General features: G+C 72.5%; 15 protein-coding genes. 7 read left to right on the forward strand and 8 right to left on the reverse strand.

Translation table 11 applies throughout. The annotated features are described in order from the left end of the window. Positions 1-28: 28 nt before the first annotated feature. Together AB0K67_RS00570 and AB0K67_RS00575 are read left to right on the forward strand one after the other, a co-directional pair. Positions 29-484 carry a carboxymuconolactone decarboxylase family protein gene (locus AB0K67_RS00570; RefSeq protein WP_364050530.1) on the forward strand — a complete coding sequence of 152 codons (456 nt, stop codon included), beginning with the start codon at positions 29-31 and terminating at the stop codon, positions 482-484. Between the two features lie 65 nt (positions 485-549). Continuing rightward, the gene (locus AB0K67_RS00575) at positions 550-996 is read left to right on the forward strand and encodes a DUF1801 domain-containing protein (RefSeq protein WP_364050533.1); all 447 of its coding nucleotides are present in this window, start codon (positions 550-552) and stop codon (positions 994-996) included. A 58-nt stretch (positions 997-1054) separates the two neighbouring features. Here AB0K67_RS00575 and AB0K67_RS00580 read toward each other — a convergent pair whose 3' ends face one another. Next, entirely contained in the window at positions 1055-1600 is a 546-nt protein-coding gene (locus tag AB0K67_RS00580; protein WP_364050536.1) for a helix-turn-helix domain-containing protein, read from the reverse strand. A gap of 91 nt (positions 1601-1691) precedes the next feature. Here AB0K67_RS00580 and AB0K67_RS00585 point away from each other — a divergent pair, with 91 nt between their 5' ends. Then, positions 1692-2585, forward strand: coding sequence for a TIGR03564 family F420-dependent LLM class oxidoreductase (locus AB0K67_RS00585; protein ID WP_364050539.1), 894 nt, complete (start codon positions 1692-1694; stop codon positions 2583-2585). A 138-nt stretch (positions 2586-2723) separates the two neighbouring features. On the opposite strand, the gene AB0K67_RS00590 is transcribed toward AB0K67_RS00585, so the two are convergent. Both AB0K67_RS00590 and AB0K67_RS00595 read right to left on the reverse strand, forming a co-directional pair. Continuing rightward, a complete protein-coding gene (locus AB0K67_RS00590; protein WP_364050542.1) occupies positions 2724-3386 on the reverse strand; it encodes a glycosyltransferase family 2 protein in 663 nt (220 codons plus the stop codon). Next, the gene (locus AB0K67_RS00595; protein ID WP_364050545.1) at positions 3383-4363 is read right to left on the reverse strand and encodes an NAD-dependent epimerase/dehydratase family protein; all 981 of its coding nucleotides are present in this window, start codon (positions 4361-4363) and stop codon (positions 3383-3385) included. Before AB0K67_RS00595 ends, AB0K67_RS00590 begins: the two co-directional genes overlap by 4 nt. A 129-nt stretch (positions 4364-4492) precedes the next feature. On the opposite strand from AB0K67_RS00595, the gene AB0K67_RS00600 reads away from it, so the two are divergent. Genes AB0K67_RS00600 through AB0K67_RS00610 form a run of 3 tightly spaced genes read left to right on the forward strand, consistent with a single transcriptional unit; the run spans position 4493 to position 7031 of the window. Then, entirely contained in the window at positions 4493-5788 is a 1296-nt protein-coding gene (locus AB0K67_RS00600; RefSeq protein ID WP_364050548.1) for a glycosyltransferase 87 family protein, read from the forward strand. After that, complete coding sequence (locus AB0K67_RS00605) at positions 5785-6423, forward strand: TIGR04282 family arsenosugar biosynthesis glycosyltransferase (protein ID WP_364050551.1); 639 nt, start codon at positions 5785-5787, stop codon at positions 6421-6423. Before AB0K67_RS00600 ends, AB0K67_RS00605 begins: the two co-directional genes overlap by 4 nt. Continuing rightward, positions 6420-7031: a methyltransferase domain-containing protein gene (locus AB0K67_RS00610; protein ID WP_364050554.1), complete on the forward strand. Its 612-nt coding sequence runs from the start codon at positions 6420-6422 to the stop codon at positions 7029-7031. Before AB0K67_RS00605 ends, AB0K67_RS00610 begins: the two co-directional genes overlap by 4 nt. Here AB0K67_RS00610 and AB0K67_RS00615 read toward each other — a convergent pair whose 3' ends face one another. The 3 genes from AB0K67_RS00615 to AB0K67_RS00625 all read right to left on the reverse strand — a co-directional run bounded on the left by AB0K67_RS00615 (position 7032) and on the right by AB0K67_RS00625 (position 11157). Next, positions 7032-7925, reverse strand: a complete 894-nt coding sequence (locus tag AB0K67_RS00615; protein WP_364050557.1) for a sulfotransferase — start codon at positions 7923-7925, stop codon at positions 7032-7034. Between the two features lie 151 nt (positions 7926-8076). After that, positions 8077-10479: an FHA domain-containing protein gene (locus tag AB0K67_RS00620; RefSeq protein WP_364050560.1), complete on the reverse strand. Its 2403-nt coding sequence runs from the start codon at positions 10477-10479 to the stop codon at positions 8077-8079. A 183-nt stretch (positions 10480-10662) separates the two neighbouring features. After that, positions 10663-11157, reverse strand: coding sequence for a MarR family transcriptional regulator (locus tag AB0K67_RS00625; protein WP_364050563.1), 495 nt, complete (start codon positions 11155-11157; stop codon positions 10663-10665). Positions 11158-11328: 171 nt separating this feature from the next. On the opposite strand from AB0K67_RS00625, the gene AB0K67_RS00630 reads away from it, so the two are divergent. Continuing rightward, on the forward strand, positions 11329-12546 hold the full coding sequence (locus AB0K67_RS00630; protein WP_364050566.1) for a cytochrome P450: 1218 nt from the start codon (positions 11329-11331) through the stop codon (positions 12544-12546). A 130-nt stretch (positions 12547-12676) separates the two neighbouring features. Here AB0K67_RS00630 and AB0K67_RS00635 read toward each other — a convergent pair whose 3' ends face one another. Beyond that, positions 12677-13939, reverse strand: coding sequence for an MFS transporter (locus AB0K67_RS00635; protein ID WP_364050569.1), 1263 nt, complete (start codon positions 13937-13939; stop codon positions 12677-12679). Further along, on the reverse strand, positions 13936-14361 hold the full coding sequence (locus AB0K67_RS00640) for a MarR family transcriptional regulator (RefSeq protein ID WP_364050572.1): 426 nt from the start codon (positions 14359-14361) through the stop codon (positions 13936-13938). Before AB0K67_RS00640 ends, AB0K67_RS00635 begins: the two co-directional genes overlap by 4 nt. Positions 14362-14447 lie beyond the last annotated feature (86 nt).

The raw sequence follows: 14447 nt of genomic DNA on the forward strand, positions 1-14447 counted from the left end.
CCGGCGGACACCTGGAGAGGAACCATCGATGCAGGCACGAATGAAGAACCCCGCCTTCGTCCTTCCCGGCGCGACGGACGGCATCCAGCAGCTGTTCAAGGCGGTGCACAGCGGCGGCGTTGACCAGAGCACGCTGGAGCTGGTGCACCTGCGGGCCAGCCAGATCAACGGCTGCAGCTCCTGTGTCGACGCCGGAGTGAAGAGCGCGCGTAAGGCCGGGGTGGACGAGGAGCGGCTGGCCACTGTCGCCGCCTGGCGGGAGGCGCCGTACTTCACCGACGAGGAGCGGGCGGCGCTGGCGCTCGCCGAGGCGGCCACCCGGCTCGCCGACCGTCCCGGCGCGGTGAGCGACGAGATCTGGGACCGCGCCGCCACCTACTTCGACGAGAAGCAGCTCGCCGCGATCATCCTCATGGTCGGCCTCACGAACCTGTTCAACCGCGTCAACGCCACCACTCGCCAGATCGCCGGCGCGTGGGGCTGAAACCCCATACTTTCCCCCACACCTATAGATACGCCGTAGATATGCCGCAGAAAGGACCACATCCCATGGCTGCCAAGAGCACCACGAGCTACGAGGGCTTCACCGAGGAAGAGCGTGCCGCGATGAAGGAGCACGCGCAGGAGCTGAAGAAGGCGGCGCGGCGCGGCGCGAAGAGCGAGGCCGACGGCAAGGCCGACGTGCTCGCCAAGATCGCCGAGTTCCCCGAGGGCGACCGGCGGCTCGCCGAGCGCGTCCACGCCATCGTCAAGGAGAACGCGCCGCACCTGACCCCCAAACTCTGGTACGGCCAGCCCGCCTACGCCAAGGACGGCAAGGTCGTCTGCTTCTTCCAGCCCTCGTCGAAGTTCAAGACCCGGTACTCGACGCTCGGCTTCAACGACGCGGCGAGCCTCGACGACGGCGTCATGTGGCCGACCGCGTACGCGCTGACCGAGCTGGACGCCGAGACCGAGAAGCGCATCGCCGAGATCGTCCGCCGCGCGGCGGGCTGAACGGCCGGTTCCGGAGCGGCGACGGCTCCCGGCACGCCGGGAGCCGCTCTCCGGGCGGTCACGCCCCCCGGCGGGCCGAGGCGCGCAGGCCGTCCAGCACGACCGTGGTGAGCGGGTCGTCGAAGCGGGCCGCGGGGCGGCGGATCACGGCGCTCACCACGTCCAGCACCTGCTCGGGAGAGAGGTCACGGCGCAGCGAGCCCTCCTGCTGCGCCCCCGCGACGATCTCCAGCATCAGCTCGCCGACCTCGTCCCTGAGCTTGACGCAGGCAGGGGGCGGCGGCGCCGGCCCGGCGAGCGAGGTGATCAGCGCCAGCGGCTGCCAGGCGCAGTAGCGCACGACGTCGAGCAGCACGTCCCAGTACGTCCCCCGCCGCTCGTCGAGCCGGGCCCGGATGCGGCCGCGCAGGCCCTCGAGCGTCACCTCCGCCAGCTCCTCCACCATGGCGCGGCGATCGGGGAAGTGGCGGTAGAGGGTGCCGACGCCCACACCGGCCCCTTGGGCGATCTCCTCCATCGAGACGCCGGGCCCGCGCTCGGTGAACAGCTCGAGCGCCGTCATCAGGATGCGCTCGCGGTTGCGCCGCGCATCGGCCCGCATCATGCCTTTCGCTCCTCAACCTGAATATCGCATTCCGGTTAGTGTAGCATCCCAAGCGGAACCGGAATTTCCACTTCATTTTAAGGAGCTCGGCATGAAACTGGGCATCGCCCTGCTGACCGGAGGCTCGGACCTGGACACCCTGCTGGAGCAGGTGCGCGCGGCCCGCGAAGCCGGGTTCGACAGCGCGTTCTTCAACCAGTTCGCCTCGCTCGACGCGATCAGCGTGGCCGCCCTGGCCGGACGGCTGAACCCCGGCATGGAGGTGGGCACCGCCGTCGCCCACACCTACGCCAGGCACCCGTACGCGCTGGCCGAGCAGGCACTCGCCGCGAACGCCATCAGCGGCGGCACCTTCACCCTCGGCCTGGGCCCCAGCCACAAGCACCTCGTGGAGGAGCTGTACGGCGTGCCGTACGAGCGCCCCGCCGTGCACGTACGCGACTACCTCACCGCCCTGCGGCCGCTGCTGCGCGGCGAGCCCGTCGACTACCAGGGCGAGACGCTCTCGGTGAAGGGTCAGCTCACCCCGCCGGGCGCGGTCGCGCCGCCCGTGCTGCTGTCGGCGCTCGGCCCCGTGATGCTGCGCATCGCCGGCGAGCTGGCCGACGGCACGATGACCACCTGGACGGGCGCGCCGTTCATCGCCGACTACATCGCGCCGCGCATCACCGCCGCCGCCGAGGCCGCGGGACGGCCCGCACCCCGCATCGTCACCTCCGTCATGGTGTGCCTCACGTCCGACCCCGACAGGGTGCGCGGCGAGCTCCAGGCGCAGATGGGCTTCGCCGGCGAGTTCGCCGCCTATCGCGCGGTGCTCGACCGGCAGGGCCTGTCCGGCGTGCACGAGCTGCTCGTCGCCGGAGACGAGAGCACCGTCGAGAAGGAGATCGCCAGGTTCGAGGCGGCCGGGGTCACCGACCTGGTGATCAGCCCGCTGGGCAGCGCGGAGGAGCAGGCCCGCACGCTCGCGTACTTCAGCCGCTGACCCCGTCCGCGCGGACGTAGGCTCGCCTCAGGGCAGTACCCGGCGTCCGCCGGCACGGCACCTGGGAGGTGGCCGCCCCGCACACCCCTGAGCCGGCGCGCACCGCCAGGTGACCGGCCGGAGCGCGGGCGGGCAGGCTCAGCCGGCGCGGACCTCGGCCATGACGCGGCGCATGTCGGCGATGGCGTTGAGCGTGCCGCGCAGCGTGCCGGTCACCTTGGAGCGGCCCTTGCGCGGCAGGTAGTCCACCTCCACCTCGCCGATCCGCCAACCGGCCGCCGCCGCGCGCAGCACCATCTCCAGGGGATAGCCGAAGCGGCGGTCGGCCAGGCCGAGCGAGAGCAGCGCCGCACGCCTGGCCGCCCGCATCGGGCCGAGGTCGTGGAGGGGAGCGCCGGTGTGCCGGCGCAGGATGCCAGCCAGCACCGCGTTGCCCAGCCGGGCGTGCACGGGCCAGGCGCCGGCCGCGCCCGGCACCCGCCGCCCGAGCACCAGGTCCGACTCGCCGCCGAGGACCGGCGCGGCGACCCGGTGGAGCTGGCCGGGGTCGAGCGAGGCGTCGGCGTCCATGAAGCACACCACCTCGGCGGACGCGGCGAGCAGCCCGGCGTGGCAGGCCGAGCCGAAGCCGCGTACGGGCTCGCGCACCACCTCGGCGCCCAGCTCGGCGGCGATCTGCGGCGAGCGGTCGGTGGAGCCGTTGTCCACCACGATCGGCCGGTAGCCGCCGGGCATGCGCTCCAGCACCCAGGCCAGCGCGGCCTCCTCGTTCAGGCACGGCAGGATCACATCGACGGTCATGACCTGGCGAACTCCTTCATACCGGCGTCGAACCCGATCTCGGCGCGGAAGCCGAGCTCGGCGGCGGCCCGCGCGGGCGAGGCCACGATGTGGCGCACGTCGCCCAGCCGGTAGCGGCCGGTGACCTGCGGCTGCGGCCCGCCCCGTTCGGCGGCGAGTGCGGAGGCCATCTCGCCCACGGTGTGCGGGCTGCCGGAGGCGATGTTCCAGGCGCGCAGCGTGCCGGCCGGGACTTCGGCGGTCACAGCGGCGAGGTTCGCCCTGGCCACGTCGCGTACGTGGACGAAGTCGCGCCGCTGGCGGCCGTCCTCGAACACCTGCGGCGGCCGTCCCGCCCGCAGCTCCGAGCGGAAGATCGCGGCGACGCCCGCGTACGGGGTGTCGAGCGGCATGTGCGGCCCGTAGACGTTGTGGTACCTGAGCGCCGCCGCGCTGCCGCCGGTCTCCCTGGCCCAGTTGGCGGCCAGGTGCTCCTGGGCGAGCTTGGTGGTGGCGTAGGCGTTGCGCGGGTCGGGCGGCGTGTCCTCCCCGACCTCCGCCCAGGCCAGCGGCTCGCCGCAGTGCGGGCACGGCGGGTCGAACCTGCCGCGCTCCAGGTCCGCCACGGCGCGCGGGCCCGGCCGGACGTCGCCGTGCTCGGCGCAGGCGTAGCGGCCCTCGCCGTAGATCACCATCGAGGACGCCAGCACCAGCCGCCGCACGTCGTGCCTGGCCATGGCGGCGAGCAGCACGGCCGTGCCGTACACGTTGACCGAGGCGTAGTCGGGCAGGTCGGAGACGTCCACGCCGAGCCCGACCTTGGCCGCCTGATGCACCACCACCTCGACGCCGGGCAGCAGCGCGTCCAGGGCGTCCGGGTCGCGCACGTCCACGCCGTCACTGATGTCCAGGCCGACGACGTCGTGCCCGGCGTCCCGCAGGCCGTCCACGACGTGCCGGCCGATGAAACCGGCCGAGCCGGTGACCATGACTCTCACGCCGCCGACGCTAGCCGTCCGCCACCGCCGCGCGACCGCGCGTAAGGGGTTCGTAAGGGTTCTTACGGACCCCGAACAACCCCCGCCGCCGGGCCCCGCGAGCCGTCGCGGGATGCCAGGCTGCGCCCCGTGAGCCGAACCCTCTTCGCATCCGGCGCGGCGCTCGCCGCCCTGGCGGCCGTCCTGGTCGTGACCGTCTCGGGGCCGCCCCGCCTCGGGTGGTACCTGGCCGCGTGGGCGCTGTTCGCCGCCGCCGTGCTCGCGGCGCGGCGGCTGCCGGAGAGCCGGCTCGGCCCGCTGGTCGTCGCGGGCGGGATCGTGCTGGCCGCCACCGGTCTGACCGCGCCGCCGAGCAGCAGCACCGACGCCTACCGCTACGTCTGGGACGGCCAGGTGCAGGCCGCGGGCATCTCCCCGTACGCCTACCCGCCGTCTGATCCGGCGCTGGCCGGGGTGCGCGACCCCTGGCTGTTCCCGCAGGACTGCACCGGGCTGTACCCGCTGCCCGACGGCGGCTGCACGCGCATCAACCGGCCCACCGTGCCGACGATCTACCCGCCGCTCGCACAGGGCTACTTCCTGCTCGTCCACTGGCTGTCGCCGGAGGACGCGGGGCTCAAGCCGCTGCAGGTGGCCGGTTTCCTGCTGGCCGTGGCGGCGCTGCTCGTGCTGTGCCGGGTCGCCGGGCCGCGCAAGGCCGTCTACTGGGCGTGGTGCCCGGCCGTGCCGGTGGAGGCGGTCAACAACGCGCACGTCGACATGCTGGGCGTGCTGCTCGTGGTGCTGGCCTTCACCGTCGTACGGGGGCGCGGCGCGCTGCTCGGCGCCGCCGTCGCGGCCAAGCTCCTGCCCGTCACGGCGCTGCCCGGCGCGCTGGCGGGCGACCTGCGCCCGCGCCGGATCGTGGCCACGCTCGGTCCCGCCGTGGCGGTGGTGGCGCTGTCGTACGTGCCGTACGTGCTGGCCTCCGGCCCCTCCGTGATCGGCTACCTGCCGGGCTACCTCAAGGAGGAGCGCTACGAGGAGGCCGCCGACGGCAACCGCTACGCCGTGCTCCGCCTGCTGCTGCCGGACTCGTGGGCGCCGTACGCGGCGATCGCGCTGCTGGCGCTCGTCGCCGTCCTCGTCCTGCGTCATGGCGACGCCCGCCGGCCCTGGGACGGCGCGCTGGTGGTGAGCGGCGCGTTCCTGCTGCTGCTCACCCCCGGCTACTCCTGGTACGCGCTGCTCGTGGTCGCCCTGGCCGCGATGGCGGGCCGCCCGGAGTGGCTGGGCACGGCGCTGGCCGGCGCCATCGCCTACGTGGACGGCCCGGCCGGGCCCGGCGTCCTCGCCACCGTCTTCTACACCGCGTCCGCGCTGGCCGTGGCCGCCGTGCCGCTCGCCCGGCGGCCGGTCATGGCCGGGATCTCAGCGAAGGAATGAGTACCCTGAACGAGCCGCAGATCGTGATCATCGCCAAGGAGCCGCTGCCGGGGAAGGTGAAGACCCGGCTGACGCCGCCGTTCAGCCAGGAGGAGGCCGCGGCGCTGGCCGAGGCCGCGCTGTGCGACAGCCTGCGCGCCGCGTCCGCGGTGGCCGCCCGGCCGGTCCTGGCGCTCGACGGGCTGCCGGGACGCTGGCTGCCGCCGGACGTCGTGGTGATCCCGCAGCGCGGTGCCGGGCTGGACGAGCGCCTCGCCGCCGCGTTCACCGACGCCCACCGGCTGCGGCCGGGGCCGATCGTGCTCATCGGCATGGACACCCCGCAGGTCACGCCGGAGCTGCTGCGCGAGGCGGCACTGGCGTTAGAGGACGACGACGCGGTGTACGGCCCGGCCGCCGACGGCGGCTTCTGGCTGCTCGGCCTGCGCCGCCCCGACCCGTCGCTGCTGCTCGGCGTGCCCATGTCGCATCCGGAGACCGGCAAGCACCAGCTCGACCGGCTCGACCGCGCCGGGCTCAGCGTGCACTGGCTGCCCGAGCTGATCGACGTCGACACCGCCGCGGACGCCGCCGCCGTGGCCGACGCCGCGCCGGGCTCCGGCTTCGCGGCCAAGCTGCGGGAGCTGGGCCGATGATCGGAGACCTGTACGCCGACGCGCTCGCCGGTGAGACGGCCGAGATCGAGTACGTGGACGGCACCGTCGTGCCGCTGGAGGCCGCCCGCTGGTTCCGGCTCATCGACGGCGACGAGGAGCTGCTGAGCCGCTGCGCCAGCCCCACCCTGGACGTGGGCTCCGGGCCCGGCCGGCTCACCGCCGAGCTGACCAGGCGCGGCATCCGCGCGCTCGGCATCGACATCACACCGCGCGCGGTCGCGCTGACCCGGCGGGCGGGCGGGTTCGCGCTGCTGCGCGACATCTTCGACGAGGTGCCCGGCAGCGGCAGATGGGCGACCGCGCTGCTGGCCGATGGCAACATCGGCATCGGCGGCAACCCCGAGGCGCTGCTGCACCGGATCAGGCAGTTGCTGCGGCCGGGCGGCACGATCCTGGCCGAGGTCGCACCGCCCGGCACCCGCAGCAGGGTGGACCGGCTCAGGCTGCGCCGGGGCGCGCGGGCGGGTGAGTGGTTCGGCTGGGCCACGGTCTCGGCCAACGACGTGCGCCGGATCGCGCTGGCCGCCGGCTTCGCCGGCGCCGAGTGCTGGACGGCGCACGGCCGCTGGCTGGCCCGCGTGTACTGACTACTGGTAGCCCCAGGCGGCGGCGTACTTGGCGAGCTTGGGCGGCAGCGTGACGTCCTCGAACGTGCGGGCGGCCTGGATGCGTCCCGACTTGATGGTGTCGCTGCGGTCGCCCAGGTTCGGCACGAACTGCCCCTGGTAGTGCTTGCCGTAGTCGAGCATGCCCGGCTCCCACTCCACGCCCAGGTACGCGCAGATCTCCCGGGTGACCGCCTCGGGCCGCGCGGTCAGCTCCTCATAGCGCACGCTCAGGCCGCCGATCTCGTTGCGGGCCCGCTCCAGCGGCTTGAAGTACTTCAGCGCGGTCGCCTCCAGCGACTCCCGGGTGGCGGTGTTGTCCTTGCGCTTCTGCAGCGAGGAGACCACGCCCTCCGGGTGGCGCAGCATGAACAAGAACTTCGCCTCCGGCCAGACGTACCGCAGCCGCTCCCAGATGAAGACGTTGCCCGGCGTCTTGTCGACGATGATGTCCTTGCCGCTGCGCAGCAGCTCCAGGTGCAGGATGCGGTCCCACAGGACGTGCTCCAGCTCCACCTTGTCCAGCTCCAGCTCCTGCATGGACGCCTCGGAGAAGCCGGGCGTCAGCGCCACTTCGATGGTGCGCAGGTGCAGCTCGTGCGGGGCGCGGATACGCGAGTGGCTGTTCAGCAGCATGCGCAGCAGCGTCGAGCCGGAACGTATGGGGGCGATGACGAAGACGGGGGAGCGCACCAGCCGCGGCACCGCCGGGACGTTGTAGTCGACGATCTGGGTGCGCTTCGGGGGCCGCCGCGCCTTCAGCCCCTCGGCGAGCCCGGAGTTGCCCTGCTCCGAGCTCGGAAACTGCCGGGGTGGCCGTAGCGCCTCGCGGAGAAGTCGTGCTCGCCGTTTGAACCCTTTGTGTACGACTCCCATGGCGCGACTTTCGATCCTTCCGCCCCCATGGCCCCTGGGCCCGCGCGGACGGCTGTCAGGGGTCACGGCGGCTCGGTGACTTGCTCGGGGGCTGTCACCATATACGGCAAAACTGAGGATTTCCTGCGAAAACCCCCGGTGGGAGCCGTGGTCAGCGGGCGCGCATCACCGCCGGCTCGTGGCGCCGCAGCAGGCGGGCCACCGCGAACGAGCAGACCACGGCGAGCCCGGCCAGCACCCCCACGTCGAGCAGCCACGTGCCGAGGTCCCGCTCCCACAGCGGGTCCGGCGGGTCGTCGGTGAGCGGCATGAGCAGGCCGACGTCGAGCGTGGCCGCCAGCGCGGCCAGCGCCCACCGGGCCGGGACGAGCCAGGCGATCTGCTCCATCACCGCCTTGCCCTCCAGGTGCACCAGCGCCCCGCAGAACACGAGCTGCACCAGCGTGGCCAGCACGAGCAGCGGCATCGTCGTCTCACTGGTCTTGGCCACCGCGGAGATGAGCAGCCCGACCGTCATCGCGGTGAACGACAGCAGCGCGACGGCGATCGCCAGCTCCGCCATCGGGGCGGTGAACACCCCCTCGCCGGGCGTCTCGACGTTCACCATCGCCACCAGCGTCAGCACGACCCCCTGCGCCACGGTGATCAGGCCGAGCACCAGCAGCTTGGAGCACAGGTAGGCGGATCTTGACAGCCCCACCGCGCGTTCGCGCTGGTAGATGACGCGCTCCTTGACCAGCTCGCGCACCGCGTTGGCGGCCCCGGTGAGGCAGCCGCCCACGCACAGGATCAGCAGCAGGTTGACGGCGCTGGGGTTGCTGCCCGGCGGCCCCGTCAGGTCGCCGGTCGGCACGACGCGGGCGAGCAGTCCCATGAGGATCGGCAGGACGAGCGTGATGCCGAGGAACAACCGGTCCGCGACGATGCCCCGGCAGTAGCGGCGCACCAGCGTGCCGAGCTGCCTGTGCCAGCTCTGCTGCTTCGGCGGTGCCGACCGGTGCACGGGCGCGGACGGCGTCGCGGGCTGGATGAGGTCGGCGGTGATGTACTTCTGGTGCAGCGGCGAGCGGGCGTACTCGCCGGCCCAGTCGCGGGTGCGGTCGTCGAAGGCGAGGAACACGTCCGCCCAGTCGTCGAACCCGAGGAACGGCAGCGCCTCCCCGGGCGGGCCGAAGTAGGCGATCTTCCCGCCCGGCGCCATCACCAGGAGCCGGTCGCAGACGTCCAGGTTCGCGACGCTGTGCGTGACCACCGCGACCGTACGCCCGTCGTCGGCCAGGTCCCGCAGCAGGTGCATGACCGACTTGTCCAGTCCCGGGTCCAGCCCGGACGTCGGCTCGTCGAGGAACAGCAGGGACGGCTTGGTCAGCAGCTCCAGGGCCACGCTGACGCGCTTGCGCTGGCCGCCGGACAGCGCCGAGATGCGGGTGTCGGCGCGGTGGTCCAGCCCGAGCTGGATCAGCACCTCGTCCACCCGCCGCTCCCGTTCGCGGGGGCTGGTGTCGTCGGGGAAGCGCAGCTCGGCGGCGTAGAGCAGGGCGCGGCGCACGGTCAGCACGCTGTGCAGGATGTCGTCCTGCGGCACCAGCCCGATGCGCGAGCGCAGCTCGGCGTAGTCGTGGTAGAGGTCGCGGCCGTCGTAGGTGACCACGCCCTGGTCGGCGGGGCGCAGCCCGGTGAGCGCGCGCAGCAGCGTGGACTTGCCCGACCCGCTCGGGCCGACGATCGCCAGCAGGCACTTCTCGCCTACCGGGAACGTCACGTCGTCCAGCAGCACCTTGCCGCCGTCCACGGTGACGGTCAGGCCGTGCGCCTGCAGGCACACCTCGCCGGTGTCGGCGTACTCGGTGAGCGTGCCGCCCGCCAGCCGGAACGTCGAGGTGCCGATGCCGATGAAGTCGTCGGGGGAGATGCGGGCGCGCCGCACCGGACGGCCGTTGACGTACGTGCCGCCGCGGCTGTTCAGGTCCACGATCTCGGCGACGCCCGCGGTGACGCGCAGCTCGGCGTGCCGCCGGGACACCCGCAGGTCGGTGAGCACGATGTCGTTGTCGGGGGCCCGCCCGATGCGGACGACCTGGACGCCGGTGAGGTCCGTGATGGAGACCGGCTCGCGCCACTGACCGGCGCGCGGGAACGGCACCGTCCCCGCCGCCGGGCCCACCGTGGGATCCTCCACGGTCTGCACCGCGGTCCGGGCTCCCGCCTGTACGGCCTGCGCCATCACTCGCGTGCGTCGAGGAACCGGGGGAGGCGGCGGGGTGGCGGCGCGGAAGCGGACCAGCCCGGGTCCCGACGCCTGGCCGAGACCGACGCTGGTGCCCGGGTTCACGACGACGCGCTGGACGCGACGGCCGCTCGCGTACGTGCCGTTACGGCTGCCCGCGTCCTGCAGCAGCCACTGCCCGCCCTCGAACCAGAGCACGGCGTGGTGACGCGAGACCCGGTCGGCGTTGACCACGATGTCCGATCCCGGGTCGCGGCCGAGCCGGTACGACCGCCCGGGATCGAGGACCACCGACCCACCAGGGCCATCGATGACAAGCTGCGTCACGAAACCGCCTTTCTCCCTCGGGACGTGCGGAGACGGGTGCGGGCACCGCCACCGCTCGCCCGGAAACCCATGATCGTAGGCCACCGTTCCGAAAAGAGGCGGTGATCGCGGACGTTTCAAAAATGCTCGTATTGTCGGGGCTCATGCCTGCACCTGCACGACCCCCGCGGCGCCGGGTGACGGTCACGCGGAGGGCGCGGCCTCGTCGGCGGGCTGCTGCGGGCGGGGCCACGGCCGGCCGACGAGGCGTTCGATGTCCTCGTTGAACTGCTGGAAGTCGGCGACGAAGCGCTCAAGCCGCTCGGGCGGCCACCCTTCCAGCACCTTCGTCAGCCCCTCGACGATCCTGGCGCGGTCGGCGGCCAGCCGCCGCCGGCCCTCACGGGTGATGCGGAACTTGCGGGCCAGGCTGCCGTGGGGGTCGAGGGTGCGTTCGACCAGCCCGTCCTTGAGCAGGGCGGCGGTCTGCCGGTTGAAGGTGGACGCGGCCAGCCCGAACGCCTCGACGAAGTCCCCGATCGACATCGGGCCCTGCACTTCGAGCCTGCTGAGCAGCACGTACGCGCTGCGCTCAAGGCGCTCGCCGTCGGGCCCGCCCTGCGGCGTGGTGAGCTCGCGCTGCCGCGTGAGGATCATCAGCTCCCGCTCAAGATGGGCGCTCGCCTGCTCGGCGTCCATGGGCGAACCTCCGCTCGTGCCTTCCGCTCACCTGCACCCTACGGCAATGTGCATGATGCTCAGAGAATGCATGATGCAACTCGTGTGCATGATGCTTTTCGTGTGTATCGTGCACAAAGGAGATGTCCTGGCGAGCGCGCCAGCGCCGCGGCGAACGGTCGAGGAGGCCATATGACGAGCGACGAACAGGTCCTGTCCTACCCGCTGCCCTACGAGACGGCACTGGAGCCGCCCAAGGAGTGGGAGCGGCTGCGCGGCCAGTGCCCGGTGGCCACCATCGAGCTGCCCAGCGGCGACCGCGCCAAGATGCTCACCCGCCACGCGGACATCAAGGCCCTGCTGACCGACCCCCGCTTCGCCCGCCCCACCGCCGCCGACAACGCGGCCAGGGTGGCACCCGAGGGTTCGGGCGGTGCGGCGGCCACCGGCGAGTCCACCATGGTCGTGCCGATGAAGGGCGAGCAGCACCTGCGCTGGCGGCGGCTGGTCGGCAAGTACTTCACCGCCAAGCGCATGGCCGCGCTGCGCCCGTCGATGACCGCCACGGCCGAGCACCTCATCGACGAGATGGTCCGCAAGGGCGCTCCCGCCGACCTGAAGGCCGCCCTGGGCTTCCCGCTGCCGGTGTACGTCATCTGCGACATGCTGGGCGTGCCCGCCGACGACCGGCATCGCTTCTCCCGCTGGTCCGACATGTTCCTCAGCGTCACCCGCTACACGCAGGAGGAGGCGCGGGCGGGACAGGCCGAGTTCGCGGCGTACATGTCCGAGCAGATCGCCGGCAAGCGCGACGGCGACACCGACGACCTCATCGGCATGCTCATCAGGGAGAGCGAGGGCGAGGGGCAGGGCATGTCCGACGCCGAGCTGCTCAGCACCGCGATGGGACTGCTGGTCGCCGGGCACGAGACCACCGCCAACATGATCGGCAAGATGGTCGCGCTGCTGCTGGCCGACCGCAGCCGGTGGGAGCGGCTGGTGGCCGATCCCTCCCTGGTGCGCACGGCGGTGGAGGAGTCGCTGCGCTTCGACGCCAACCACGGCTTCGGCCTGCGCCGCTACCTGACCGAGGAGGCCGAGCTGGGCGGCGAGGTGCTGCCCGCCGGGACGACCGTGCTGTGCGCCATGGCCTCGGGCAACCGCGACGAGTCCGTCTTCGACCGCGCCGGCGAGATGGACCTCGGCCGCAGCCCCAACCCGCACCTGACCTTCGGTGCGGGCCCGCACTCCTGCCTCGGCCAGGCGCTGGCCCGCACCGAGCTGCAGGTGACGCTGGAGACGCTGCTGCGCAGGCTGCCCACCCTGGAGCTGGCCGTGCCGCCGGAGGACCTCAAGCGGGTGGAGGGCCTGCTGGTCGGCGGCCTTCAGGAGGTCCCCGTCCGCTGGTGAGGCGGCCGGGAACGCGACGACCCGCCGGGAGCGGCTCCCGGCGGGTCGTTTCATGCGGACGAGGTCGATGCGGCCTCGGTTCGCCTGCGGTGCCGGCATGCGTGCGGTGCCCGCCGCCGTGCCGATGCCGTCAGCTCACCGTGCCGGTGCTCGCCTCGGTGGCCTCGGTCAGCTCGGCGTCCTCCTCGCCCTCGCGGGCGTGCGCGTCCACCTCGACCTGCTTGCGCTCGGCGCGGACCAGGTCGCGGTGGCCGAAGGCGAGGATCACGATGCCGAGGACGATCGAGCACGCCCCGATCAGGAACGGCACGTGCACGTTGAAGGACTCGGCCAGCTTGCCGGCCGCGAACGGGGCCAGGCCGCCGCCGATGAAGCGGACGAACCCGTACGCCGCCGAGGCCACCGGCCGCTCCACGGGCGCCACCATCATCACGGCCTGCGTGGTGAGCGTGTTGTTGATGCCGATGAAGATGCCGGCCACGATCACCGCGGCGACCAGCACCGCCGGGTTGTCGGTGAAGGCGGCGATGACGAAGATGACGACCGCGAACAGCGCCAGGTTGCCGTAGAGCGTGGGCGCCAGGCCGAACTTGCGCTGCAGCCAGGGCGCGCCGGCCACCGAGAAGATCGCCACCATCAGGCCCCAGCCGGTGAAGACCAGGCCGAGCTCGATGGCGTGCAGCCCCATGGGGAACGGCGCGTAGCCGAGCACGGTGAAGAAGCCCCAGTTGTAGCAGAGCGCGGTCAGGCTCATGACGAGCAGGCCGCGGTGGCGCAGGGCCTTGATCGGGTCGAGCAGCCCGGTCTTGCGCGCCGGTTTGGGCTGTGCGCGGACCAGGGTGATCGTGGCGACGAGCGCGATGGCCATGAGCACGGCGACGCCGTAGAAGGGGCCGCGCCAGCTGATGTGGCCGAGCAGGCCGCCGAGCAGCGGGCCGACGGCGATGCCGACGCCGAGCGCGGCCTCGTACAGGATGATGGCGCCGGAGAAGCCGCCGCTGGCGGCGGCCACGATGACGGCCAGCGAGGTCGCGACGAACAGCGAGTTACCGAGGCCCCAGCCGGCGCGGAAGCCGATGATGCCGCCGATGCTGTCGGAGGATCCGGCCAGCGCGCTGAAGACCACGATCAGCACGAGACCGGCGATGAGAGTCCGCTTGGCGCCGATGCGGCTGGACACCCAGCCGGTGACCAGCATGGCGACGGCCATGATGACCAGGTAGCTCGTGAAGAGCAGCGTCACCTGGCTGGGCGAGGCGTTCAGATCTTCGGAGATGGCGGGCAGGATCGGGTCGACGAGCCCGATGCCCATGAACGAGATGACGCAGGCGAAGGCCACCGCCCAGACGGCCTTCGGCTGCCGGAAGGGATTGCCGGCGCTGCCGCCGCTCATATGTTGCCTCCAAGTGCGCGAGTGACCAACCGGTCGAGTGCGGGCAGTGCGGCGGCGATGGCGGCCTTATCCGCCTCCGGTAGCTCGGCCATCGCATCGGCCAGCCGCTTGGCCAGCGCCTCACGGCGCCTGGCCAGCTCGTCGCGGCCCTGCTGGGTGATCGCGACGAGCACGACGCGGCCGTCCTCGGGGTCGGGACGGCGCTCTGCCAGCTCCTCGCGCTCAAGGCGGGAGACGAGCTGGGTCATCGCCGGCTGCGTGACGCCCTCAAGCTCGGCCAGCTCGGTGAGACGGCGCGGGCCGCCGCGTTCGAGGTGGCCCAGCGTCGACATCGAGGTGAACGACCGATCCCGCGGGAAGTCGAGCAGCCGCATCATCGTCCTGACCCGCATCAGGCCGGTGGCGAGCTCCAGCTCGTTCATCTGTTGAGAGGGGGGATCATCTTGCATAAGACACTTATATCATCTGCTTATGTATGCGAGCGCACGAGGGCCCGTGGGCCCGGTGC

Origin of the sequence: Nonomuraea sp. NPDC052634, from assembly GCF_040678535.1 — a bacterium.
GTDB lineage: Bacteria > Actinomycetota > Actinomycetes > Streptosporangiales > Streptosporangiaceae > Nonomuraea > Nonomuraea fastidiosa.

Excerpts from the sequence above, each read along its gene's own strand:
- AB0K67_RS00570 (WP_364050530.1), top strand. The coding sequence starts at position 29 with ATGCAGGCACGAATGAAGAACCCCGCCTTCGTCCTTCCCGGCGCGACG.
- AB0K67_RS00575 (WP_364050533.1), top strand. The coding sequence starts at position 550 with ATGGCTGCCAAGAGCACCACGAGCTACGAGGGCTTCACCGAGGAAGAG.
- AB0K67_RS00580 (WP_364050536.1), bottom strand. The coding sequence starts at position 1,600 with ATGATGCGGGCCGATGCGCGGCGCAACCGCGAGCGCATCCTGATGACG.
- AB0K67_RS00585 (WP_364050539.1), top strand. The coding sequence starts at position 1,692 with ATGAAACTGGGCATCGCCCTGCTGACCGGAGGCTCGGACCTGGACACC.
- AB0K67_RS00590 (WP_364050542.1), bottom strand. The coding sequence starts at position 3,386 with ATGACCGTCGATGTGATCCTGCCGTGCCTGAACGAGGAGGCCGCGCTG.
- AB0K67_RS00605 (WP_364050551.1), top strand. The coding sequence starts at position 5,785 with ATGAGTACCCTGAACGAGCCGCAGATCGTGATCATCGCCAAGGAGCCG.
- AB0K67_RS00610 (WP_364050554.1), top strand. The coding sequence starts at position 6,420 with ATGATCGGAGACCTGTACGCCGACGCGCTCGCCGGTGAGACGGCCGAG.
- AB0K67_RS00615 (WP_364050557.1), bottom strand. The coding sequence starts at position 7,925 with ATGGGAGTCGTACACAAAGGGTTCAAACGGCGAGCACGACTTCTCCGC.
- AB0K67_RS00625 (WP_364050563.1), bottom strand. The coding sequence starts at position 11,157 with ATGGACGCCGAGCAGGCGAGCGCCCATCTTGAGCGGGAGCTGATGATC.
- AB0K67_RS00630 (WP_364050566.1), top strand. The coding sequence starts at position 11,329 with ATGACGAGCGACGAACAGGTCCTGTCCTACCCGCTGCCCTACGAGACG.
- AB0K67_RS00635 (WP_364050569.1), bottom strand. The coding sequence starts at position 13,939 with ATGAGCGGCGGCAGCGCCGGCAATCCCTTCCGGCAGCCGAAGGCCGTC.
- AB0K67_RS00640 (WP_364050572.1), bottom strand. The coding sequence starts at position 14,361 with ATGAACGAGCTGGAGCTCGCCACCGGCCTGATGCGGGTCAGGACGATG.